The sequence below is a fragment of the Mycolicibacterium rutilum genome, assembly GCF_900108565.1.
Taxonomy (GTDB): Bacteria; Actinomycetota; Actinomycetes; order Mycobacteriales; family Mycobacteriaceae; genus Mycobacterium; species Mycobacterium rutilum.
This window is the reverse complement of record NZ_LT629971.1, coordinates 217,545-239,898: the sequence shown is the minus strand read 5'-3', so window position 1 is coordinate 239,898 and position 22,354 is coordinate 217,545. Positions and strand designations below refer to the sequence as shown.

The window sequence follows — 22,354 nt, the reverse complement described above, 5'->3', positions numbered from 1 at the left end:
CTTCCTGCGATGGTATTGGCCGCGGTGCGCAAACCAGTAATCGAAGCCTGACTGACCAGTGAGCGATGTCACACCCCTTCCGTAGCGTCCGCTGCATGGGGGACAAACGACGAGCACGCAAAGCCAAGCAAGCCCGGCGCGATCTTCGGCGGAAGCGTTACCGGGGAGATCCCGTCGAACGTTCAGTGAGGCGCTTGACCCGAGACGCGATGAAGGGCGGGCACCCACTCGGCCTGCTCACGGTGGCGAGCGTCCTGATCAACGTTGTGAAGTCCCGCTCCGGAGACTTCGTCAGCCGGCTGATCTGTATACGAACGCACGAGACGACGGCTCTCCTCGCGGTCCTCGCTGAGCTTCTCGTCGACGAGCCGTCGCTTCAGCAGCGATGCCGACGCGAACTGGCCGAGCGTGACCAGCACCTGCCCCGCTGGGTCAGCGCTCTTCCGCAAGTCGACGTGTACCGCGCGGTGCACAGAACCGATGCCCTCGGCGACTTCGACGAGGTGTGGATGGGCGCGCGTATCGGCGACAAGCACGAGATCACTCTCGGCGTTCGCATCGAGAGAATCGGGCTGCCGGGCGTCACGGACGCGAGTGCGTTGCCCGCGCCGATCGACCAGATCGCCGCGTGGGGAGCCGCAAACTGGCCCGATGACGTCTTTGTGGACATGTCTCTGGCTGATGCGCGGGCGTGGATCGAGAGTGCGCTCGCGAGGCATACATTCGGGTGCGAGTCAGACGATGTGCCGCACAACCGCGCGCTCGTCAAGTGGTGGGCCAGTGCGATGCCCGAGGGTGGCCGAGAGCGGTCGTTGACCATGTACAGCAAGGACGCGGATCGCGTCTGCGACGAGTTCTTCGAAACCGAGCTCGCCGCCCCGTTCACGCACGAACGCCACCCAGAGTTGCTGCGGGATCTCGTCATGGACTTCCAGGATCCGTTGCGGTGGAGCGAGAATCGTGTCAAATTTGCGCTGCGGTGCCCGGATCTCGACGAGGGCTTCTACGACTATCCGCTGGAGGTCGCGCTCGACGCGCCGGATCTGTTGCGCGCATTCATCCCGTACGCGCATGCGCGAGCGGGGATTCGCGAAGAACTGACTGCGCGCACGGTCGCGAAGGTTGATTCGATGCGGTCGCACTACAAGCGAGAACTCCTGCGGCGAGCCGGAGATTGGGATCTCGACGACGCCGTCTAAGGGTCTCACTATGCGCGAACTGGTGCGCGCTGATCAGTAGTGGTACCGGGCCTTCAGTATCTTGATTTCGTTGTCGTCGGCGCGGTACACGAGTCGATGTTCGTGATCGATTCGCCGAGACCAGTAGCCGGAAAGTTCGCCCTTGAGCGGTTCTGGCTTGCCGATCCCGCCAGACGGATCTCGTTGGATCTCTCCGATAAGTCTTACGACCCGTCGAGCGGTCTTGCGGTCGGAGGCTAACCAGAACAGGAAGTCTTCCCAAGCATCCGGGTCGAACCTGATGCTTCTCACTCCTCCCCGCCGGCCATCTCCTGAAGTTCGTCGATCGACTTGGTGACTTGTGTGGCTGCCTCCCGGCCGGCCTTGTCGCGGGCGACGGCCTCCATGAGTCGTCGGGCGTTCTCGGGCGAGCGCAGGAGATAGACCGTTTCTTGCCACGAGTCGTAGTCATCGGCAGACATGAGCACCGCATCACCCGCTTTCGATGTGATGCGTACTGGCTCGTGGTCGGTGTTGACCTGTTCGAGGAGCGGGAACAGGCGCTGCCGAGCCTCACTGGCGCTGATGCTCATGCAATGTCCTTTTGTACGGTATCGCTGTACCAGAACGGTACCGAGACATCGTACGGGTTCAAGAACGAACAGTCGACGGCCAACCTCGCAACGCCAGATCCGCGACGGCGTGCAGATCGGCCCGGCTAGCGCCACTGCGCGCCTGGATCGCGATGCCCTGACACACCGCGGCGATCCAGCGGGCCAGCGTCAGAGTGTCGACCTCGCGCAGGTCCCCGTCGGCCACCGCCGCGTCGAACCGCTCGGCGAGCCGGTGCACCGTCGCATCCCGCCACTCGGCCAGCCCCGGCGCTTCGCCGACCGTCAGGCATCCGTGCACGTCACCGCTGACGGTGTCGGCCGCGCCGTGCACCATGGCCTCGGCGACCTCGCGGGCCGTCGGCCGCGTCAGCGCCTCGACCGTGTAACTGCTCGGGCCGGCCAGATACCGGTTCAGCGCCCGCTCGAAAAGCTTCTCCTTGGAACCGAACTCGGCGTAGATGCTGCGTCGGTTCACGCCGGTCGCCTCGGTCACGTCGGAGATCGAGACGCCGTCGAAGCCGCGGTCCCAGAACAGTTTCATCGCGGCGTCCTCGACCTGGTCGGGGTCGAACTCGCGCGGGCGTCCGACGGCCATCGCCCACCACCTCTCCTGTGATGCCGGTCACACCGGGAATGGTTCCCGCCTAAACTAGCTTGACCTCAGCGTACTAAGTAACACAACGGTTCGTAATTAGGGAGAGGACATCGTCGACATGAGTACTGCAACCTTGGCCGGACGTCGAGCACTGGTCACCGGAGGTTCGCGCGGCATCGGCGCCGAGATCGTGCGGCGACTGACCGCCGACGGCGCGGCCGTGGCCTTCACCTACTCGGCGTCGAGCGCGCACGCCGACAAGCTCGTCGCCGAACTGACCGCCGACGGCGCCACGGTGCTGGCGATCCAGGCCGACGCCGCCAACGCCGAGCAGAGCGCCGCGGCAGTCGAGCGCGCGGCCGACGAGCTCGGCGGCCTCGACATCGTGGTGAACAACGCCGGCGTCGCGCACATCGCGCCGATCGACGACTTCCCCGCCGAACAGTTCGAGCGCCTGGTCGCCATCAACATCGGCAGCATGTACTACACGACGCGCACCGCCATGAAATATCTCGGCGACGGCGCGCGCATCATCAACATCGGCAGCATCAACGCCGATCGCATCCCCGGCCCCGGATTGTCGGTCTACGGCATGACCAAGGGTGCAGTGGCCTCGTTCACCCGCGGTCTGGCCCGCGATCTCGGCGACCGCGGCATCACGGTCAACAACGTGCAGCCCGGGCCGATCAACACCGACGCGAACCCGAACGAGGGCGACTTCGCCGAGAGCCTGAAAGTCGTTACCACACAGGGTCGTTACGGGGTGACCGCCGATGTCGCCTCGTTCGTCAGCTTCCTCGCCGGCCCGGAATCCGGGTACATCACGGGCGCAAACCTCAACGTCGACGGCGGCTTCACCGTCTGACCGACGGGTTATGACGCCGCTCACGCAGCGAATGAAACGTCCGGCTTGAACGTACAGATCACGACATCGATTCGTTATCGCGAAAGGCCTTACAGATGAGTACTGCACCCCTGACGGGGCGTCGCGCGTATGTGACCGGAGGATCGCGCGGCATCGGCGCCGAGATCGTGCGGCGACTGACCACGGACGGCGCGGCCGTCGCCTTCACCTACTCGGCGTCGAGCGCGCACGCCGACAAACTCGTCGCTGAACTGACCGCCGACGGCGCCAAGGTGCTGGCGATCCAGGCCGATGCGGCCGACCGTGAGCAGAGCGTCGCCGCTGTCGACCGGGCCGCCGCCGAACTCGGCGGCCTCGACATCGTGGTGAACAACGCGGGCGCCGTGTACTGGGCCGCGGTCGAGGACTTCCCGGCCGAGGAGTTCGAGCGCCTGATGGCCATCAACATCGGCGGTGTGTTCTGGACGACGCGCACCGCCATGAAGCACCTCGGGGATGGCGCGCGCATCGTCAACATCGGCAGCGTCAACGCTGACCGCATCCCCGGCCCCGGGTTGTCGGTCTACGGCATGACCAAGGGGGCGGTCGCCTCCTTCACGCGCGGCCTCGCCCGCGACCTCGGTGACCGCGGCATCACGATCAACAACGTCCAGCCGGGGCCGATCGACACGGATATGAACCCGGATGAGGGTGACTTCGCCGCGATCATGAAAGCCGTTACCACACAGGGCCGTTACGGTAGCGCCGCTGATATCGCGGCGTTGGTCGGTTTTCTCGCCGGCCCGGAATCCGGCTACATCACGGGCGCTACGCTCAACGTCGACGGCGGCTTCACTGTTTGACCGTGGGGTGCACCTCGACGGCATAGCCATGGCGTAACGCGTCGACCGACAATGCCGGCGTCAACACCATCGCGGTGTTGGCGCCGGCATCCGCGACGGGAACGGGATCGACGTATCCGCCGGGAGTCCAACGGTGTAGGGCGCCTTGCCACTTGAGGCGGTCGCCGTCGATGCGGAGAAAGACGCCGTCGGGAAGGTCGGCGATACGCGCCACCTCGTTCGGGGCCCGTCGCGACGTGTTGAGCCGGCGATCGAGCTCGACTGCACCGCTGGCGTTGACGGCGTCGAGGAACGCGCGGTAGGCGGAGCGTCGGCACTCACCGCACGGCCGGTGACCCGCGGCCAGGGCGACGGTCTCGTCGAGGAAGAACAGCTCGGTGTACGAGCCGGGGCTCATCACGGCGCGCCTGCGGCCCTGGAACTCGAGTCGGCAGATCAGCCATGCCCTGTTGCGCGTAGACCGCACGATGCGCCGGCGGTCGTCGTGCAGGATCCCGCGGTTGCCCATGACGGTCCCGCGCGCACGGGTCGCGATGAGCTCTCCGCTCGGCGTCACGCGGTTCTGCAGCGGCACGAGGTGACGGTAATCCTCGAATCCGACATTTGACGCTAAGCTCAGCCCATGGAGCTACTACGCAACGTAGTTGTACTGCTGCACATCGTCGGCTTTGCGATCACGTTCGGTGGCTGGGCCGCCGAAGCCCTGGCCCAGCGCTTCCGCACCACCCGCGCCATGGACTACGGCCTGCTGCTGTCCCTGCTCACCGGCCTGGCGCTGGCGGCGCCGTGGCCCGCGGGCATCGAGCTCAACTACCCGAAGATCGGCATCAAGCTCGTCATCCTGATCGTGCTCGGCGGGCTCCTCGGGATGGGCAGCGCGCGACAGAAGCGCACCGGTGAGCCGATTCCGCGCGCGATGTTCTGGACGATCGGCGTGCTGTCCTTCGCCGCGGCCGCCATCGCCGTCGTGTGGTGACCTAACGCCGGCCGAGGCCTTCGAAGACGTTCCACGACTGGCTGCCCCGCACCACGTGCAGGTAGTAGGCGTAATTGGCGGTGGTCATTGCGAACACCGGGACGACGATCGACAGCGCGCGGCTGACGATGTCCGGCGCATCGAGCCCGACGATCAACGTCCCGAGGACGATCGCCGCCGCCAGCAGCACGAGTCCCTTGCGCCACATGCCTTTCACGAAGAAGTAGAAGGGGCCGAACAGAAATCCCCAGATGTTGGTGTTGAGCCGCAGCTTCTGCCCGAACGGCAGCCGCCGGTACGCCTCGCGGCTCTGCGGCGAGGTGTTCGGCACTCCGTACTGGTCATAGAACGCGAACCGCTGCTGCCACGACCGGGCCAGGTCGTCGTAAACCCCCTGCGACATGAGCGGAGTCTAGGGGTCGCACGTCGTGTGCCGCGGAATAAACGCGCCAGGAGCCGGCTTGAAGCCGTCATGAGCAACGGACTTTCTGGCAGGACCGCCCTCGTCACCGGCGCGACCGCGGGCATCGGGTATGCCGTCGCCCTGCAGCTGGCCGCCCAGGGCGCCGAGGTCGTCGTCCACGGCCGCGACGCCGAGCGCGGCGCCAAGACCGTGCAGGACATCGAGAATGCTGGGGGCAGAGCACGTTTCGTCGCCGCCGATCTGAGCGACGCCGACGACGTCCGCCGGCTCGCTGACGAGGCGGGTGAGGTCGACATCCTGATCAACAACGCCGGGATCTACCCCGTGGCACCCACATTCGACACCACCGACGCCGATTTCGACGCCCAGATCAACGTCAACCTGCGGGCACCTTATGTGCTGGTGCAGAAGCTGGTGCCGGGCATGCTCGCCCGCGGTGAAGGCGCCGTCGTGAATCTGTCCACCGTGGCGGCCAGCACCCCTGCGGACGGTGCCGGTATCTACGGCGCGAGCAAGGCGGGGCTTGACCTGCTGACGAAGTCGTGGGCCGACGAGTTCGGGGCCCGCGGCGTGCGGTTCAACGCGGTCTCGCCCGGCCCGACTAAGACCGCGGGCACGGCGGATTTCGGGCCCGATGGTATCGAGGCGATGGGCCGCACGACGGCGCTGGGACGAGCGGCGGATCCCGACGAGATCGCCAGCGCCATTACGTTTCTCGCTTCGCCGGCGGCCAGCTACATCAACGGCGCGATCCTCGATGTGGACGGCGGTCGGCCGGCCATCCGGCCCGTTGCCTGACTAACGGGCTCGGATGCGCTGCGCCACTTCGCCGTAGCGCTCGAACCGCTCCATGTCGGCCAGCGCGTTGTAAAGCACGAGGCGCGTCGCCGTGTCGCCGTACTTGTCGACCAGCGCGTCGGCCAGCCCGTCCCACGTCGACTCGGTCGCGAACGTCGCGATGTGCTCGTCGGTGATCTGGGCGGCCATGCCCTTGTAGTCGCCGGCCTTCTGCTTCTCGCGGATCCGCGCTGTGGTGCCCTCGAAACCGGCCTCGTCCCAGATGAATGCGTAGTTCGGGGTGCTGCCGTAGAAGCTCATGCTGGCGCGAACCATCTCGCGCTCGTGGTGGCGTTCCTCGTCGGTGTCGCCGACGATCGTCATCACCGGCACGATGACGGCGATGTCGTCGGCGGTGCGGCCCGACTTCGCCGCGCCCTCAGCGAGATTCGGCATGACATGCCGTGCGATGTAGCCGGGCTCGCCGAGCGGATGCACGTGAACGCCGTCGGCGACCTCGCCGGCCATCCGCAGCATCCACGGATTGACCGCGGCCACATCGACTTTGGGGTCCGGTGCGTCGATCGGGCCCGCGCTCCACTGCGGGGTGATGAAGTCGAGGCTGTAGAAGTCGCCGCGATGGTCGAGCTTGCCGGTCCGGAACGCCGTGAAACAGGCCTTGACCGCCAGCACGTAATCGCGGAGCCGTGGGCCGGGGCGTTCGAACTCGACGCCGTAGCGGCGCACCACATGCGTGCGGACCTGGGTGCCGAGGCCGAGCCGGAAGTTGCCGCCCGTCGCTTCCTGCAGCTCCCACGCCGTCGCGGCCGTGACGAATGGGCTGCGCGGGAACGCGACCGCCACGCCTGTCGACAACTCGAGGCCCGGCGCGGCCTGTGCAGCAAGCGCCGCGTTCATGTACGGGGTGCGGCCGGTCTCGGTGAACAACATTCCGTCGAAGCCGGCATCGTGAGTTTGGCGGGCCAGGTCGCCGATCGCTTGCAGTGGCTGGGGCGTGGTCATCACGTCGACGTGCACGCGTCGCACCCTACGCCGAGGCGTCATCGCCGCCGCGAGTGTGCGGATTGGTACGGCCGCGCGGCGTGTTGCGAACGAAACGGCACGCTCGGCGCCACGAGTCAGCTGATGTTGAGGAACGGGCTCATCGCATCGCGCGCGAACTGCACGACATTCACCGTCGGGTTGCCGTCCGGGTAGCTCACCGTCGCCAGCACGTTGCCGCCCGCGTCGGCGAAGTTGCCGTCGGCCCGGTCCTGATGCGTCGACGACGTCACCAGAATGATCCCCGACGTCCCCGCCTCCTTCGCCAGCGGGACCGAGAACCGCGCGTTCTGCACCGTGCTGTTCGCCTTGTCCTCCACGATGATTCGATTGCCCGGAAAGCCCAGCATCGTCAGCATCTTCCGCATCTGGCCGGCCTCGGTGTTGCCGCTGCGGGGGTTGCCGCCGGTGACGATGATCGGCGACTGCGGGAAGAACTGCGCCACCGTCAACCCCGTCAGCACCCGCCGCCGCAGGATCGGGCGCATCGTCCCGTTGTCGTTCAGCCCGTAGCCCAGGATGACGATTGCCGGCTTCGAGAAGTCCTTCGCCGCGACGAGCGCGGGCTGCGCCTGCGCCGTGCCCACGTCTCCAAGTGCTGCGGCGGCCGCCAGGACCACCGCTCCGATGACCGTCTTCCACCGACGCATGCGACCTCCCCGACTGAGGTTCATGAGGTTGATGTTGCTGCCGGTGTTATCGAGGCCACTGCGCCGATCGTTACGCGACCGTCGATTCCCAGGCGCACCCCGACGACCGCGTCGCGCCGGAGTCGTTAAGTTGGCAAGGGTGGCTGACCTGACCGGAACCGAACGAGCCGTCCTTCTCGTGCTCATGGCCCAGTCCCGACCCGTGCCCAACCCCGACCTGGTCGCGCTCGGGCCCAAGCTCGACAAGCCCGGCCGCGACAAGCTCAACAACCTCGGCCTCATCGAGTCGACCCGCGAGGGCAACCGCCTCGTCCACGAACTCACCGACAAGGGCTGGCGCACCTGCCGCGACCTGGTCTCCGCCGGCCCGCCACCCCGCGCCGCCGGCCCCGGCAAGGCGCTGTACACCGTGCTCGGCGCGCTGGGCCGCTACCTCGATGCCGCCGACCTGAGCCTGGCTGACGTGTTCGGATCGCCACCACCGCCCTCGCTCGAGGACCGCATCCGCGCTGCATACGCCGACCTCGCACCGCGCCCCGGCGGCTGGGTCGGCCTGACGAAGCTGCGCGCCGCGCTCAACGGCGCCGGCCGCGACGATGTCGACGCCGCCCTGCGCACGCTGTACCGCCAACCCGGCATCAGCCTGATCCCCGAAGAGAACCAGAAAGTGCTGACCGACGCCGACCGCTCCGCCGCCGTCGTCATCGGCGGTCAGCCCAAACACCTCATCGCGATCGAGCACTGATGCGCGACGCGGAACGGGAAGCGCTCGCGTCGCTTCGGCTCACCTGGGCCCCGACCACCGACGACCTGTGGCGCCCGCAGGCCAGGACCCACGTCCCCGGGCTCAACGAGTACGCCGTCGACGATGTGATGGACGCCTTCGGCGACGCCGCCAGGGACCCGGTCTCCGCGCCGCTGGGCGTCGTCGTGCGCGGCTCGGCCGGCTCCGGCAAGACCCACCTGCTCGGCCAGGTCCGGGAACGCGTGCAGGCCGACGGCGGCTTCTTCTTCGTCGTCGAACTGCTCGACGCGGCCAGCTTCTGGGAGTCGGTGCGCAGCGGTGTACTGGAAAGCCTCGGCCGCCCCGGCGCCGCCCGCGAGACGCAACTCAAGGACCTGCTGTGGGAGCTGTCGTCGATCGCGCACGTCAGCCGCGCCGAGCGGCGCGCGATCATCGGCGACGACGACCTCGAACCCGAGACACTCACCAAGTTCGTCAACGCGCTCGCCAAGAGCCACCGCGACCCGGTCCGCGACTGTCACCAGACCCTGCGCGCGCTGGTGTTGCTCGCCGCCTCCGACCTGACCGCCCACGACGTCGGCGAGGCCTGGCTGCAGGCCAGCGACGAGTTCGGCGGCGACGACCGCAGCACCTGGGGCCTGCGCGCCTCGCCCGAGTCCGCGCAGGAGTGCGTGCGCGACATCTCCCGGCTGGTCGCGCTCGCCGGGCCCGCCGTGTTGGCGCTCGATCAGATCGATACGCTTCTCGCGCAATCGGTCTCACGGACCGACGACACGAGCGACGACAGCGACGACGTGCTGCACCAGGTCGCCGACGGGCTGATGGCGGTGCGCCAGACGATGCGCCGCACGGTCGGTGTCGTCGCCTGCCTGCCCGGCGTGTGGGAGCGCATCCGCCGCGACGCGACCGCCAGCGTCGCCGACCGGTTCCGCGAGCCCGAGCCGCTCAAAGGTCTGCCCACCGCCGACATCGGCCGCGCGATCCTCGAGCGCCGCTTCGCCGCCGGATACGCCGAGGTCGGCTTCCTCCCGCCGTACCCGAGTTGGCCGATCCGGGCGGAGGCGTTCGCCGACGCGACCGACAGCACCCCGCGCAACTTGCTCAAGATCGCCGACGCCCATGTGCGCCAGTGCCTGCGCGACGGTGAGGTGGTTGAACTCGACCACTTGAGCGACGATTCCGTGCACCGCGGCGGGACGACGGTCGTGGACGTCCCGACTTCGTCGGCGCTCGAGCGCCGTTTCGCCGACTACCGGCAGCGCGCGGTGCCCGCGGCCGCCCTCGACGCCGAGGGTGAGGACACCGCGATGCCCGAACTGCTGTCCGCCGCGCTCACCGCCTGGATCGCCGAACGCGACGAGGACTTCCAGTCCTATGCCTGTGATCCGCCGCCGGGCAGCCACGTCCTGCTGCACGCGCGACTGCGCCAGAGCCTCGACCCCACCACCGAGGACGAGCGGCACTGGGCGTTTCGCGCGATCGCCGCCACCAACGCCCTGGCCGCCCAGAACCGGATCAAGAAAGCTTGGAGCGCAACGGGAATGGGGGAGGGGTCGAACCGCCGCCGGCTCTTCCTGCTGCGCAACACCCCGTGGCCGACCGGGCCGAAGACCGCCGCGCTGATCGACGAGTTCCACCGCGCGGGTGGCCGCACGCTCGCGGTGACCGACGACGACCTGCGCACGATGATCGCGCTGCGCGACCTCATCGCCGAAGACGACGCCGATCTGCCGGGCTGGCTGCGGGCCCGTCGCCCCGCCCACGGCTTGGCGCTGCTGCAAGAAGTGCTCGGCGACGACGGGCGCGTCGCGCCGCCGCCACCGCCACCGCGGGAGCGGGAGGAACCCGTCGTCATCGACGACAAGCCAGAGTTCGTGCCCGACAACGAGTTACCGCTGGGCACCGATCTGCGCAGCGACACGACCGTCTCGGTCGAGCTGTCGACGCTGCGCAAGCACGTCGCGGTGTTCGCCGGATCCGGGTCGGGTAAGACGGTGCTGATCCGGCGTCTGGTCGAGGAGTGCGCGCTGCGCGGGGTGTCCTCGATCGTGCTGGACCCCAACAACGACCTCGCCCGGCTCGGCACCGCATGGCCCGAACCGCCGAACGGGTGGCGACGCTCCGACGACGACCGCGCCACCGCCTACCTCGACAACACCGAGGTCGTCGTGTGGACGCCGCGGCGAAACAACGGACGGCCGTTGGCGTTCCAGCCGCTGCCGGACTTCGCCAGCGTGCTCGACGACGCTGACGAGTTCAACGACGCGGTCGAGTCGGCGGCCGCCGCGCTCGAACCCCGCGCGTCGATCACCGGACAGACCCAGAAGGCGCACCGCGCCCGCGCCGTGCTGCGGGAAGCGTTGCAGCACTATGGAAGACAGCCCGATCCGACGCTGGCCGGATTCATCGGCGTGCTCAACGACCTGCCCGACGACGCCAGCGGCCTGGCCGACGCGCGCAAGATCGCGTCCGATCTGGGGCAGAACCTGCGGGCGTCGATGGTCAACGACCCGCTGTTCGGCGGCGCGGGAACGCCCGTCGACCCGGCCGTGCTGCTGACGCCGTCGCAGGGTTACCGCGCGCGGGTGTCGGTGATCAGCATGATCGGGCTGCCGTCCGACGAGCAGCGGCAAGGGTTCGTGAATCAGCTGCAGATGGCGTTGTTCGCGTGGATCAAACGCAATCCGGCAGGGGACCGGCCGCTGGGCGGTCTGCTCGTGATGGACGAGGCGCAGACGCTGGCGCCGTCGAAGGGCTACACCGCATGCACCCGCAGCACCCTGGCGCTGGCGTCGCAGGCCCGCAAGTACGGGCTCGGGCTGGTGTTCGCGACGCAGGCACCCAAGTCGCTGCACAACCAGATCCCGGGCAACGCGACGACCCAGTTCTACGGGCTGCTCAACGCACCCGCCCAGATCGAGTCGGCCAAGGAAATGGCCAGGGCGAAAGGCGGACTGGTGCCCGACATCAGCCGGCTGCGCTCCGGCAACTTCTACGTCGCCACCGAAGGGCAGGCGTTCCACCGCATCGTCGCGCCCTGGTGTCTGACCCACCATCCGCCGAGCCCGCTGTCGCCGGAGGAAGTGCTCGCACTCGCCTCGGGTTAGCGCGTTAGTGCGTCAACGTCAGAGAGGCACTATAACAGTTCTGTTATAGTGAGTTCATGTCCTATGGCGGTGATCTGATTCGCGAGGCCCGCAAGCGCGCCGGTCTGACGCAGGCGGACCTCGCCGATCGCGCGGGCACCGCTCAGCCGGCGATCGCGCGCTGGGAATCCGGCCGGACGGCGGTAAGCCTCGACGACGTCATCCGGCTCGTCCGCCTCTGTGGGCTGGATTTGGAGCTGCACCTCGTCGAGTGTGACAACAGTGATCTCGCCCAAGCGTCACGGCTGGCTGGACTCTCCGGTCAGCAGCGGCTCGATCGGCACGCTCGGATAGCACGCCAGCTCAGCGGATTACGCGCCGCCGGCAGTCGAGGATGACGTGGAGCTGGATCTTCCGCGGCTACTCGCGACGCTCGACCACCATGGCGTGAGATATGTGCTCATCGGTGGACTTGCCGCGGTCTTTCACGGCTCTCCGTTCCCGACCGAAGATGCCGACATCACGCCGGATAGCGATGACGCAAACCTCGAAAGGCTCGCGGCCGCTCTCCGTGAACTCGGCGCACGGATCCGTGTCGACGGTGTCCGCGAAGGCGTCGAATTCATCTGTGACGCGAAGTCTTTGGCGGCTGCTCAGACGTGGAACCTCGTCACCGACACCGGCGACATCGACATCGCGTTTCGGCCGTCGGGAACCCATGGCTACGCCGATCTGCATCGCGATGCCGTTGTGACGGAGATCTATGACGTCACCGTCGAGATTGCCTCACTGGCCGATGTGATCCGTTCCAAACAAGCTGCCAATCGGCCGAAGGACCAACGCGTGCTTCCGACGCTCCGAGAGATGTTGGCTCGCGGGCAGTAGAGTCAGGGGTCGAGCATGGTGACGCCGCCGCGCCACGCGCTGAGGACGTTTCCCAACCGACCACTCACCTGCGCCAGGGCTGCAGCGCGGTCGACGCCCGATCGGACCAGCTCGTCGTAGTCGGTGTCCACATGGAGCACGGATTCCTCGACGGCCTGGCGGACCTCCTCGGGGCCGACCTCCCGCAGGCCGCGTCGCCACCGGCCGCGGCCGCGGAACCGGACGGCCGTGTGCAACGCGATCGCCTCCGCGCGCTCCACCGGACAGCCGGGAAACTGCTCCCGGATCTGCGCAGTGACCTCGTCGCGGCCGCGGACGTCGGCGTCGACCAGGCTCGCCCGCGCCGCCGCCTCGATCACCGCCGGTTCGGCCAGGATCCCCTGCCGTTCGAAGCGAGACCACCGAGGATTCCACCGCATCACGCCGATCGGCTCTGCGCTGGCTTTCACCACACGACGGGTCAGCGGCGCGCTACCCGCCGGCAGGAACTGCAGATGACCGAGCTCGAGACAGTCGAGGCAGAGCGCCTCACTACCCCTGGACTCGAGCAGCACATCACCCGCGCTGCGACACTTGGCGCACTCCAGCGCGTGCGACGCCTCCTTGGCGTGCCTGACCCCCATGCATCGACGCTACGTCCGCGGTCCGACACGTTCCGACAGCCAGGCGAAGAACTCGTCGGCGGTGAACACCGCCTTGCCGTACTCGACCGCTTTGCGTGCCTTGCCCGACTGCGTACCGGCCTCCGCCGTCACCAGCACCTCGCACCGTGTCTTGGTCACCGACCGCACCGGCTTGAGGCCTGCCGACTCGGCCATCCGCTCGATCTCGTCGCGCTCCACCACCCGGCCCGCCGGGTCCAAAGCCGTTCCGGTGAAACAGATCCGCGCGCCGGGCACCAGAGCCTCGTTGATGTCATGGCGGACCACCGTCGCGATATCAGCCATCACGTCGACACCGAGCAGCTCCGACGCCTTGTGCAGCCGCGCCACCACCTCGTCCGGCAACAGGGCCCGGCTCGCCGCCGCGCGCAGCTGATCGGCCACCGCCGACCGCGCCGCCGCATCCCACGACGAATCGAGGTCGCGGTGCACCGTCGCCCCCAGCAGCACCGCTCCCACGTCGCGGCTGATCCGCAGCAACGCCGACAGCCCCGGCAGATGGTCGGCCGTCGGCGTCGGCACGGCCGGATCGCGGGTCACCAGCAGACCCGAAACCGACTCCGCCGGTTCGGGTTCCTCGAACGCCGACGACCCCTCCTCGACCGTCGCCGACGCCAACGCCCCCAGAACCGACTGCGCCCGCTCCAGCGCTGTGCGCCCGAACACCTGCACGCGCCGCATCTCGACGCCGAGCGGCATGACCGCCACATGGCCCAGGCGTTTGAGCTCAAAGTCGATCAACCCCAGCGTCTCGTCCACCCCGGGGCCGACCGGGGTGCATCCCGCCAGCATCGGCGCGATCACCGCCCACGCCTCGCGCAGCGTCGGCGCCAGCAGCACATCGGACACGGTGATGCCGTACGCATTTCGCGCATCGGCCAGATCACGCTGCGGGTTGATCAATGTTGACACCGCGGTGCCGTCGTCGAACACCACCGCCAGCTCCACCGGCCGCGGCCGCGACATCCGGCCCTCGTCGCCGACGGTCAGCATGCCGATCGCGCAGTACCGGCGGGCCGTCGCACCGCCGACCGACCTGCGCAGGAACCGCGCGATCCGCCGGTCGGTCTTCAGATCCTTCGGCAGCACAGGGCGTTTGAGCACCAGCCCCGCCAGCGATGTGCAGCGGCTCAACGCGACGTACAGCTGGCCCGTCGAGAACATGCCGCCGGTCAGGTCGACGACGACACGCTCCAGCGTCTGCCCCTGGCTCTTGTGGATCGTGATTGCCCACGCCAGCTTGAACGGCAACTGCGTGAACGTCCCGATGACCTCACGCCGCAGCGAGCCGCCGTCGATGACCGGCCGCGTCGCCTCCCACGTGAACGGCGTGACCTCCGAGCACGTCCCGTCGGCGAACTCGATCTCCACCACGACGCCGTAGCGGTCGTAGCCGACGCCGATGACGCGGCCGATCGAGCCGTTCACCCAGCGGTCGCCCTGGTCGTTGTTGAGCATCATCACCTGCGCGCCGACCTTGAAACGCAGCTCATCCTCGATCGGCTTGTCGAACAGCGACAGGTCGCCGGACTCGCGGGCGCGGTGCAGCATCTCGTCGCCGTCGAGCCGCTCGAGCTGCTGGCGGTTGCGCGCGGTCACCAGCCGGTTCGTCGGCGCCAGCGTCAGCCAGAACTCGTCGTCGGGCGGCACGAAATCTTTGTCGGCGCGGGCGTTGAGCTGCTCCTGCGCGTGGCCGAGCAGCACACCCTCGCGAATCTCGTTGAGGATCGCGGTCATCCGGTCATCACCGAGTTGCCGGAACACCGTCGTCAGCGAGATCGTCGGGAAGTCGTCGCGGGAGAACTTGCGGGCGGAGAAGAAGTACGGCGTGTCGTAGACGCTCGTGAAGTAACCCTCTTCGCCGTCGGCGACCACCGGAGGCAACTGGTAGAGGTCGCCGACGAGCACGATCTGCACCCCGCCGAACGGCTCACCCGGCTGCGGGCCGAACCGCTCGAGTGCGGTGGCCACCATGTCGAACACGTCGGCGCGCATCATCGACGCCTCGTCGATGATCAGCGTCTGCAGCGACGCCAGCGTCTTGGCGAACCGGCCCGGTCGGTACTCACCGCCGGTGACGTCGTGCAGGGTGGTCGTGGTGCGGAACCCGAACAGCCGGTGGATGGTGTAGCCGTCGACGTTGAGCGCCGCGATGCCCGTCGGCGCAACCACCACCACGTTGCGCTCGGTCTCGGCCATGAACCGCCGGATCAGCGTCGACTTGCCGGTGCCCGCCTTACCGGTCAGGAACAGGTGGCGACCGCCGGCCAGCAGCGCCAGCGCCTCCCGGAACTCGTCGGTGAGGATCAACTCGCTCACGCTTGGCACGTTACCGGTCGCCGAGTTCTACATGAGGGTCGCGATCAGTCGCGGATCGCAGCCCTGGCGTAGAACTCGGCGCAAAGCGGCGCGCGAACGCTAGACGCCGGCCGGCACCTTCTCCCGCATCTCCCGGCGCAGCGCGGAGAACTCCGAGATCGTCCGCGTGGCGACGGTCGCGACCGGGCGCGCGTTGCGGCCCGTCGGCTCCGTCTTCGACACCATCACCACGCTGTCGATGTAGGGCTGGATCGTCGTCGCGTTCTGCACGGTCGCCACGATCACCAACTGGAACCCGAACTTGCGGAACGCCTGCAGGGCCTGCTGCGCGAACTGCGGGTCGGACTTGGAGAACGCCTCGTCGAGCATGAGCTGGGCGAAAACCGGTCGGTTGTCCGAACTTTCGGGGCTGGCCAGGTTGAAGCTCAGCGCGCCCGCGAGGCAGAACGCCATCAGCTTCTCCTGCTCACCACCGGAGTTGTCGCCGGCATTCGAGTGCGTGCGGATCAGCTCGTCGGATGACACATCCCATTCCGCGCAGTCGAACGTGAACCGGTTGCGCACATCCAGCGCGTCGCGCGTCCACGCCTTGTCCTCCGGCGCCGTCGACGCCAGCCGGTTGCGCAGCCGGAGGATGTCGGCGTACTGGTCGAGGATCGCCTGCTTGTCGCCCAGCCCCACCTCGGCGATGCGCCGCGAGATCGCCCGCACGATCTCGGTCAGCTCCGACACCGCGGTCAGCGACCGCGGCGTGGCCCGCAGCGTCAGCCGGGTGCCGCGGTTGAACTCGACCGCGCCCAGACCGGTGTTGACCCGGTCGATCTGCTCGGCGATGCGCCGCGCCTCCTGCTCGGCGACCCGGTGCAGCGTCAGGATCGCGTCGGGCGCCTGCTCGGTCACCAGCCGCATCATCCGCTCGTAGGCTTCGGGCAGCTCGCGTTCGTCGATGTGCCGGCACAGCGCGACGTAGTCGTGCACCCGCTCGTCGAAATTGTCGCTGTCGTTCGGGATCGCGTCGGGGAACGCGGTGTCGAACGTGTTGAGGATGCGCGCCAGCTCGTCGTAGGAGCGACGGCGGCTCTCCCGCAACTGTTCGCGCTCCTTCTTGATCGCGGTGAACAACGCATCCCGGTGCGGCTCGGGGTCGAGCAACTCGAGCGACACCGGCAACTGCGCGGCATACCGCGTCAACAACTCGGTCAGCGGCTCGGACACGAACGCCGGCGACAGCCGCTCCGAGAGCTCTAGCACCGCGGTGCGACGCGCGTCGAGGTCGTCGCGACGCGTCTGGATCGCGCCGCGCCGGGTCATCAATGTCTGGATCTGCGACCAGCATTCGTCGGCGCGCGCATTGAGCGCCTCGATGTCGGGATGGTCGGCCATCAGCAGCTCGTACTGCTCGCGCAGCCGGTCGGCGTGCCCGTCGGCGGTCTCGATGTCGATCTGGCTCCACTGCGGGAACTGCTCGCAGATCGCCTTGCACGCCGCGGCCCGGTCCCGCCACTGCTGGCGCTGCGCGGCGATGTCGTCGGCGACGCGGCGGGCCTTCTGGTAGGCCTCCTCGGCGGCGGCCAGATCCATCGTCAGCGCATTGATCTTCGCCGACACGTCGCCCTGGTACAGGTAGTCGGACTGCTTGAGCGGACGACGGTCGTCCTTGACCGCCAACCGGTCGCTGTCCTTGTACAGGCCGGTGTCGGTGACCGCGCGACGGAACCGCGCGAACACGTCGGGGGTGTCGACGCACACGTGATCGCCCGCCGACGTCACCACGTCGACGGCCTCGGCCGCGCACGGGTGCGCCGGGTCGACCGCGAACAGCTTGCCCGCCAGGGTGTTCGGCTCCGGATCGACCGGCTCGGCGCCGAGGAAGCGGGCCCGCACGTGGTGCAGCTGCAGCCGGCCCCGCATATTCGTCTCGTTGACGAACCGCAGCACCGCATCCCAGTGCTGATCCGGCACCAGCAGCCGCAACCCGGCGCCGCGCAGCACCTTCTCCACCGCGGTGCGCCACCGGGTCTGGTCGGGCCGCAGATCCAAAAGCTCGGCGATGTACGGCAGCTCGCTCGGGTCCACCCCGACCGCGGCGCTGATCTGCTCGCGCATCACCAGCGCGAACTCCGGCAGCGCCGATCCGACGTGCTCGACGCGCTTGAGCTCCTTGGCCGCGTCGTCGCGGGTGATGCGCGCCGCCTTCTGCGCGTACTCGGCGTCGGTGGAGGCCTCGCGGTTGCGTTCCACCTTGGCCAGCAGCTCGGTGGCCTCGGCGAGCAGCTCCTCGCGCAAGTTCCAGAAGTCCTCGGCGGTCTCCGGGACGTCGAGGCCCTGCGCGGTCAGCATGTCCTCGCAGGCGCCGCGCCGCCGCGACACCTGCTCGGCCTCGGTCTCGGCCGCCGTCACCTGCGACTGCAGCGGCCCGATGCTCGCACTCGACCCGCTGATCTGCGCGTTGAGCGAATCCGCCTCGGCCTTGGCCAGATTCAGTGACCGGGTGACGTCCTCGTACTCGTTGTCGAGTTGCTCGATCGTGGTGTCGAGCTGCGCGATCTGCCCCGGGCACTGCGCGAGCCGCACATGGTCGGTGTAGGCGCGCACCATCGGCAGGTCGACCAGGTCGATGATGCCCAGATCCGTCGACTCCGAGGCGTAGCGCTGCTGGATCTTGTCGATGTCGCCGAGGATCTTGCGCTTGCGTTGCGCGACGGCCAACAGCTCGCGGGCCTCCACCAGTGGGTCGATCTGCTTGAGCGCCTCCGGCAGCCGGGCCAGGCTCTCCGGTTCGTCGAGCATGAAGTCGCGGACGAACTGCTCCAGCCCGCCAACGCTTTTCAGCGACTTCGCCTTGCCGAGCAGCTGCTGCGCGGCGTCGGAGGCGCGGATGCCGATCGTCGCGTACAGCTGCGCCAGGTACTGCGACTCCACCTTCGTGGTGAACCGCCAGCCGCCGTCCTTGAACACGCCGGTATCGAAACGCCCTGCCGCCCAGCGGTTGCAGACGTCCTCGATGTCGAGGTCGCCGTCGCCGATGACGAACCGGCTCGACGAGTCGTTGCGCGACTCTCCGGTCAGCCACTTGAGCACCAGGCCCGTGACGGTGCGCCCGGAGTCCCCGGTGTAGGTCACCGCGACCGCCGACCACGCGGTGCCCTCGCCGCGCAGGTACATAACCCGGCTGGTGCCGCCGTCGCTGCGCTGGCCCCACGCGCCGCGCACGTACTTGTCGACGGTGCGCCGGCCCGCGCTCGACCCCGCCGCGGTGTTGTCGCCCGAGGCGTTGAAGTTGCGCCGGTTGAACGGCAGGAAGCCCAGCGAGATCGCGTCCAGCAGAGACGATTTCCCACTGCCCGACGCGCCGGCGATCAGCGCGCCGCCCGCGCTGAACGGAATCGAGTGGTACCCGTCGAACACGCCCCAGTTGATGACCTGCAGCCGGGACAGGTGGAACTGTTCAGTCATTTTCGGGTTCTTCCTCTGCGGGTGCGCCGCCGCTCAGCAGCTGCTCGAATTGCTGCTGGAGTTCGGTGATCACCGACGCGGTCATGATCGCGGTGATCACCGGGCTGATCGTGTAGCTGTCCTCGTCGTCGCGGCTGCGGCGCAGGATCTCCAGCCCGGCCAGCCGGGCGATCGCGCCGTCGATGCGCGCGGCGAAGGTCACCGCGTCGCGGTCGGTGTCGTTGAGCACCCCGGAGAACAGGCCGTGCATCTCCTCGCGGCTGATCAGCACCGCCTGCCCGCCCGACGCCCGCATCATCTGCGCCAGGTGCAGCGCCAGGATCGAGTCGTAGGTGCCCAGCGGCTCGCGGCGCAGAAGCTTGATGCCCCTGGCGGATTCGTAGCGGGCCTGCTCGACGAACGCGACGTCGGTCCCGTCGACGATGCGCATGATCAGGTCCAGTTCGGAGAGCCGCACGCTGAGCTGGTCGCGGTACTCCAGCACCCACGAGTAGATGTCGCTGTCGGCGTCGGCGCTGATGTAGCGCCGGGTCAGCAGGTGCTGCAGCGCCCAGCACGCGCGGTCGGGCAGTTCGGAGACGTCGCCGTCGAAGCGCGGGCGGCGCTGGTGCGGGGGACGGGCGTTCTGGTCGACTTCCGGCAGCGAGCTGAAGTCGACCTCGGGCTCAGCGGTCACTGCGTGACTCCTGCCAGGGTGGTGATGGGTTCGGTGAACAACAGGTCGGGCACGTCGATCTCGCGGTCGGGGCCGTCCAGGGAGCGGAACCGCACCGTCGTCGACTTACCCGCGGCCGCAACCCCATTCGGCTGCTTCAACGCCCATGACCACAGCACGATGACGTGGCCGAGGTATGCATTGTCCAGCATTGCAACGGCCTCGGGCAGCGACACCGGGCCCGAGCTGACCGCGGCGTTGAGCATCTCCGACATCGCGGGCGCGTCCACCTGCGTCGTCAGCGCCGCGAAGCTGGTCAGGTCGACCTCACCCTCGGCGGCGACGGCCGGCTTCGGGTTGGACAGGTCGCCGATCTTGAAGCTCAGCGCCCCAACGGAACTGATCGCGTGCCGGGCCAGCGGGACGTCGATGTCGAGCCGCGAATCGGTCAGCGATGACTTCAGCAGGGCGCGGGCCGCGCCGATCGCCTCGTTGAGCTGGCGGGCCACCCCGCGGCTCTGCTCGAGCGTGCCGAACGCGGTGAACCGCTTGACCCGCTGCGCGCACCGCTGCTGGATCCGCTCGACCTCGTCGATCTGGTGGCCCACGAGTTCGAAGAATCCGGCCATCACCTTGCGCAGCGCCGGATCCAGCGCGGGCAGCGCCTCGGCGACCGCGGCAACGTCGGCCTCGAACTCGGCGCGCTGGTCGGGGTCGTTGATCATCCGCAGGAACGCGCGGTGGCTGTCGCGGCCCTGCGAATCCCATGCCGCCTGGTAGTCGGCGTACATCTGGCGCTGCCGGTCGCGGTAGGCCACGTTGCTGTCGATCGGCTCGTCGAGCGCGGCGGTGGCCTGCTCGATCATCGTGCCGTACTGGCCGATGTCGGTGATCAGCCGTTCCATCTGCAGCGCGATCGCGCGGGCCTCGTCGTAGGCGTCGGTGACGTCGGGCTGCGGGCGTTCGCCGGCGTCGAGTTCGTCGAGTTCGGCTTGCAGAGCGGCGATTTCGGCCTCGATGTGCTTGCGGACGCGGGCCGGGTCGCTGCCGACCCGGATCGCGACCTGCTTGAGCCGCGACGCGATGCCCTGGATCGAGCCGCCCGTCGCGATGGTGTCCTGGCGGCGCATCCCACGCAGGAAGTCCAGCGCCCGGCGCGCCTCCTGGGTCAGGTAGCAGACGTTCTGGTCGGTGCGCGGATCGACGATGCGATGCAGCCAGCCCTGGCTCGCCCACGACTTGATCAGCGCCAGCCCGGACTGCCCGTCGGGATGCCCGAGATCGTCGAGGTCGCGTTCCAGCCGCACGACGAGCTCGGTCTCGGTGCTCACCCCGTCGGACAGGTGGCGCTCCATCAGCGTGGCGTAGGAGCTCAGGTTGGTGGTGGCCAGCAGCCGGATCGTCGGGCTGGACTGCAGGTCGCGATTGAGTTCGAGCAGGTCGGCGGCCGCAAGCCCCCCGTTGTCGGCGGTGTCGTCCACCCGGTGTCCTCGATGTCCCTCGATTGTCTCGACGCGATGGTCCAACATAAGGCACGCGGCCGACCTTCGGGCGGGGTGGGGCGGAGGTTGTGGACAACGCCCTAGTTATCCCCAGGCTCGGGTCGGGTGAGGTGATTTTGTCGGGGCGCCATCCGAGACTCGCAGCAGCGACGCATCCGCGTCTGGGCGATCGGGAAAGGATATGGGGAAACCGAGCTAACGTCGTCGTGGTCGAGAACCGGGATTGGAAGCTGTACTACTCGCACTGGGGCGGGTGTCGGCTGCTCGACGCGTTGATCGGCGGCCCCGATCTCGCGCGGCGATACGTGAATTCGCTTCGCAAGTGTCACAAGGACGAATGGACCGACGCGTCGTGGGTCGACGGCGGGGCCCTCATCGATTTCGGACCTCCGAGCTCGCGAAGTACGTCGGCGCGCAGTTGTGGCCGTCGAAGTGGGGCCGGGATCCGACGTTGCGGCTGGCCCGGGGGCGAAACCACCTGTGTCATTTGATCTCTGTCGTCGACAGCGACGGTCGGCTCCGGTTCTGGCCGTTGTGGTGGCATCTGAGTAAGGCTTGGCATGGCCCGGCGCTGCTGGACAAGTTGCCCGGTCCCGGGATCAGCCGGATCCGGCTGAAGAAGATCCCGGAGGGTGGTGCGCACATCGATGTACCCAACAAGACGATCGGCGCCTGGCAGACCGCCGACACAATGGGCTTCTTCGAGGCGCTGCCGGACTTGTGGTCGGGTTGGCGCACCGAACGGTGGGACGATCGCTACGAGAACCACGTCGCCGCATGCGGCAGCGCGATGCGCGTCCCGGAACTCGATCTGGTCGGGGGCGTGGACCTTGCCGAATCATGGATCGCCAAGCGGGTTTTCGAGAGTTATGAAGACAGTCCGGCCGGTCAAATTGCCACGTTGGCCGGGATGCTGGCGCCCCTCGCGCCGGGGATGGAGGTGGGTTCCGAAGCGTTGGCGGACTTTGCGGTGCGTCCGACAGCCGCGGAATGGGCGCGTTTTCAGCAGGCGTGTGCGCTGTTGCGGCAGTCGTGGGCGCCGTCGGCGTAACAGCTCTACA

The 22,354-nt window shown here is 68.2% G+C and carries 22 protein-coding genes; 10 read left to right on the top strand and 12 right to left on the bottom strand.

The genetic code is table 11. From position 1 onward, the window contains the following. Positions 1-185 precede the first annotated feature (185 nt). Positions 186-1,199, top strand: a complete 1,014-nt coding sequence (locus BLW81_RS01115) for a hypothetical protein (protein ID WP_235632372.1) — start codon at positions 186-188, stop codon at positions 1,197-1,199. Between the two features lie 33 nt (positions 1,200-1,232). On the opposite strand, the gene BLW81_RS01110 is transcribed toward BLW81_RS01115, so the two are convergent. The 3 genes from BLW81_RS01110 to BLW81_RS01100 are packed head-to-tail and all read right to left on the bottom strand — an operon-like array spanning position 1,233 to position 2,387. Continuing rightward, complete coding sequence (locus tag BLW81_RS01110) at positions 1,233-1,490, bottom strand: Txe/YoeB family addiction module toxin (protein ID WP_083405590.1); 258 nt, start codon at positions 1,488-1,490, stop codon at positions 1,233-1,235. After that, positions 1,487-1,771, bottom strand: a complete 285-nt coding sequence (locus tag BLW81_RS01105; RefSeq protein WP_083405589.1) for a type II toxin-antitoxin system Phd/YefM family antitoxin — start codon at positions 1,769-1,771, stop codon at positions 1,487-1,489. Before BLW81_RS01105 ends, BLW81_RS01110 begins: the two co-directional genes overlap by 4 nt. A gap of 58 nt (positions 1,772-1,829) precedes the next feature. Continuing rightward, positions 1,830-2,387, bottom strand: a complete 558-nt coding sequence (locus BLW81_RS01100; RefSeq protein ID WP_083405588.1) for a TetR/AcrR family transcriptional regulator — start codon at positions 2,385-2,387, stop codon at positions 1,830-1,832. Positions 2,388-2,505: 118 nt separating this feature from the next. Between BLW81_RS01100 and BLW81_RS01095 the strand changes: the two genes are divergently transcribed. Further along, a complete protein-coding gene (locus BLW81_RS01095; protein ID WP_083405587.1) occupies positions 2,506-3,252 on the top strand; it encodes an SDR family oxidoreductase in 747 nt (248 codons plus the stop codon). Between the two features lie 95 nt (positions 3,253-3,347). Further along, a complete protein-coding gene (locus tag BLW81_RS01090) occupies positions 3,348-4,094 on the top strand; it encodes a 3-oxoacyl-ACP reductase family protein (RefSeq protein ID WP_083405586.1) in 747 nt (248 codons plus the stop codon). Here the strand turns inward: BLW81_RS01090 and BLW81_RS01085 are convergent. Beyond that, complete coding sequence (locus BLW81_RS01085) at positions 4,084-4,668, bottom strand: hypothetical protein (RefSeq protein WP_083405585.1); 585 nt, start codon at positions 4,666-4,668, stop codon at positions 4,084-4,086. The two genes, BLW81_RS01090 and BLW81_RS01085, sit on opposite strands and share 11 nt — an antisense overlap. 48 nt (positions 4,669-4,716) lie before the next feature. On the opposite strand from BLW81_RS01085, the gene BLW81_RS01080 reads away from it, so the two are divergent. Further along, positions 4,717-5,070 carry a Fe-S protein gene (locus BLW81_RS01080; RefSeq protein ID WP_083405584.1) on the top strand — a complete coding sequence of 118 codons (354 nt, stop codon included), beginning with the start codon at positions 4,717-4,719 and terminating at the stop codon, positions 5,068-5,070. 1 nt (position 5,071) lies between these two features. Here BLW81_RS01080 and BLW81_RS01075 read toward each other — a convergent pair whose 3' ends face one another. Further along, entirely contained in the window at positions 5,072-5,473 is a 402-nt protein-coding gene (locus BLW81_RS01075) for a DUF2628 domain-containing protein (RefSeq protein ID WP_083405583.1), read from the bottom strand. 69 nt (positions 5,474-5,542) lie between these two features. On the opposite strand from BLW81_RS01075, the gene BLW81_RS01070 reads away from it, so the two are divergent. Beyond that, entirely contained in the window at positions 5,543-6,292 is a 750-nt protein-coding gene (locus tag BLW81_RS01070; RefSeq protein ID WP_083405582.1) for an SDR family NAD(P)-dependent oxidoreductase, read from the top strand. Here BLW81_RS01070 and BLW81_RS01065 read toward each other — a convergent pair whose 3' ends face one another. Together BLW81_RS01065 and BLW81_RS01060 are read right to left on the bottom strand one after the other, a co-directional pair. Beyond that, the gene (locus tag BLW81_RS01065; protein WP_083405581.1) at positions 6,293-7,309 is read right to left on the bottom strand and encodes a TIGR03617 family F420-dependent LLM class oxidoreductase; all 1,017 of its coding nucleotides are present in this window, start codon (positions 7,307-7,309) and stop codon (positions 6,293-6,295) included. Positions 7,310-7,410: 101 nt separating this feature from the next. Beyond that, entirely contained in the window at positions 7,411-7,983 is a 573-nt protein-coding gene (locus BLW81_RS01060; protein ID WP_083405580.1) for a YdcF family protein, read from the bottom strand. A 184-nt stretch (positions 7,984-8,167) separates the two neighbouring features. Here BLW81_RS01060 and BLW81_RS01055 point away from each other — a divergent pair, with 184 nt between their 5' ends. From BLW81_RS01055 to BLW81_RS01040, 4 genes are read left to right on the top strand one after another with little or no spacing between them, the layout of a single operon-like run. Then, positions 8,168-8,728, top strand: a complete 561-nt coding sequence (locus BLW81_RS01055) for a hypothetical protein (RefSeq protein ID WP_083410244.1) — start codon at positions 8,168-8,170, stop codon at positions 8,726-8,728. Continuing rightward, a complete protein-coding gene (locus tag BLW81_RS01050) occupies positions 8,728-11,835 on the top strand; it encodes a helicase HerA domain-containing protein (RefSeq protein ID WP_083405579.1) in 3,108 nt (1,035 codons plus the stop codon). The genes BLW81_RS01055 and BLW81_RS01050 overlap by 1 nt, the downstream gene beginning before the upstream one ends. Before the next feature lie 56 nt (positions 11,836-11,891). Continuing rightward, positions 11,892-12,212, top strand: coding sequence for a type II toxin-antitoxin system RelB family anti-toxin (locus BLW81_RS01045; RefSeq protein WP_083405578.1), 321 nt, complete (start codon positions 11,892-11,894; stop codon positions 12,210-12,212). Between the two features lies 1 nt (position 12,213). Beyond that, complete coding sequence (locus BLW81_RS01040) at positions 12,214-12,699, top strand: cation-dependent mannose-6-phosphate receptor (RefSeq protein WP_083405577.1); 486 nt, start codon at positions 12,214-12,216, stop codon at positions 12,697-12,699. Positions 12,700-12,701: 2 nt separating this feature from the next. Here the strand turns inward: BLW81_RS01040 and BLW81_RS01035 are convergent, their stop codons facing one another. The 5 genes from BLW81_RS01035 to BLW81_RS01015 all read right to left on the bottom strand — a co-directional run bounded on the left by BLW81_RS01035 (position 12,702) and on the right by BLW81_RS01015 (position 21,272). Beyond that, positions 12,702-13,322 (bottom strand): DUF2293 domain-containing protein, encoded by a 621-nt coding sequence (locus BLW81_RS01035; RefSeq protein WP_083405576.1) that lies wholly within the window; start codon positions 13,320-13,322, stop codon positions 12,702-12,704. A 9-nt stretch (positions 13,323-13,331) separates the two neighbouring features. Continuing rightward, on the bottom strand, positions 13,332-15,680 hold the full coding sequence (locus BLW81_RS01030) for an AAA family ATPase (RefSeq protein ID WP_173839562.1): 2,349 nt from the start codon (positions 15,678-15,680) through the stop codon (positions 13,332-13,334). A 99-nt stretch (positions 15,681-15,779) separates the two neighbouring features. Further along, the gene (locus BLW81_RS01025) at positions 15,780-19,136 is read right to left on the bottom strand and encodes an ATP-binding protein (protein ID WP_083405575.1); all 3,357 of its coding nucleotides are present in this window, start codon (positions 19,134-19,136) and stop codon (positions 15,780-15,782) included. Then, positions 19,129-19,812 (bottom strand): DUF4194 domain-containing protein, encoded by a 684-nt coding sequence (locus BLW81_RS01020; RefSeq protein WP_083405574.1) that lies wholly within the window; start codon positions 19,810-19,812, stop codon positions 19,129-19,131. Before BLW81_RS01020 ends, BLW81_RS01025 begins: the two co-directional genes overlap by 8 nt. Next, a complete protein-coding gene (locus tag BLW81_RS01015) occupies positions 19,809-21,272 on the bottom strand; it encodes a DUF3375 domain-containing protein (RefSeq protein WP_407662306.1) in 1,464 nt (487 codons plus the stop codon). Before BLW81_RS01015 ends, BLW81_RS01020 begins: the two co-directional genes overlap by 4 nt. A 508-nt stretch (positions 21,273-21,780) precedes the next feature. Between BLW81_RS01015 and BLW81_RS01010 the strand changes: the two genes are divergently transcribed. Then, complete coding sequence (locus BLW81_RS01010; RefSeq protein WP_235632138.1) at positions 21,781-22,344, top strand: hypothetical protein; 564 nt, start codon at positions 21,781-21,783, stop codon at positions 22,342-22,344. The last annotated feature ends 10 nt before the right edge of the window (positions 22,345-22,354 follow it).

What these genes read in the sequence shown, in the direction of transcription:
- BLW81_RS01105 (WP_083405589.1), bottom strand. Translation starts at nt 1,771, where the DNA reads ATGAGCATCAGCGCCAGTGAGGCTCGGCAGCGCCTGTTCCCGCTCCTC.
- BLW81_RS01100 (WP_083405588.1), bottom strand. Translation starts at nt 2,387, where the DNA reads ATGGCCGTCGGACGCCCGCGCGAGTTCGACCCCGACCAGGTCGAGGAC.
- BLW81_RS01095 (WP_083405587.1), top strand. Translation starts at nt 2,506, where the DNA reads ATGAGTACTGCAACCTTGGCCGGACGTCGAGCACTGGTCACCGGAGGT.
- BLW81_RS01090 (WP_083405586.1), top strand. Translation starts at nt 3,348, where the DNA reads ATGAGTACTGCACCCCTGACGGGGCGTCGCGCGTATGTGACCGGAGGA.
- BLW81_RS01080 (WP_083405584.1), top strand. Translation starts at nt 4,717, where the DNA reads ATGGAGCTACTACGCAACGTAGTTGTACTGCTGCACATCGTCGGCTTT.
- BLW81_RS01075 (WP_083405583.1), bottom strand. Translation starts at nt 5,473, where the DNA reads ATGTCGCAGGGGGTTTACGACGACCTGGCCCGGTCGTGGCAGCAGCGG.
- BLW81_RS01070 (WP_083405582.1), top strand. Translation starts at nt 5,543, where the DNA reads ATGAGCAACGGACTTTCTGGCAGGACCGCCCTCGTCACCGGCGCGACC.
- BLW81_RS01060 (WP_083405580.1), bottom strand. Translation starts at nt 7,983, where the DNA reads ATGCGTCGGTGGAAGACGGTCATCGGAGCGGTGGTCCTGGCGGCCGCC.
- BLW81_RS01055 (WP_083410244.1), top strand. Translation starts at nt 8,168, where the DNA reads ATGGCCCAGTCCCGACCCGTGCCCAACCCCGACCTGGTCGCGCTCGGG.
- BLW81_RS01050 (WP_083405579.1), top strand. Translation starts at nt 8,728, where the DNA reads ATGCGCGACGCGGAACGGGAAGCGCTCGCGTCGCTTCGGCTCACCTGG.
- BLW81_RS01045 (WP_083405578.1), top strand. Translation starts at nt 11,892, where the DNA reads ATGTCCTATGGCGGTGATCTGATTCGCGAGGCCCGCAAGCGCGCCGGT.
- BLW81_RS01035 (WP_083405576.1), bottom strand. Translation starts at nt 13,322, where the DNA reads ATGGGGGTCAGGCACGCCAAGGAGGCGTCGCACGCGCTGGAGTGCGCC.
- BLW81_RS01025 (WP_083405575.1), bottom strand. Translation starts at nt 19,136, where the DNA reads ATGACTGAACAGTTCCACCTGTCCCGGCTGCAGGTCATCAACTGGGGC.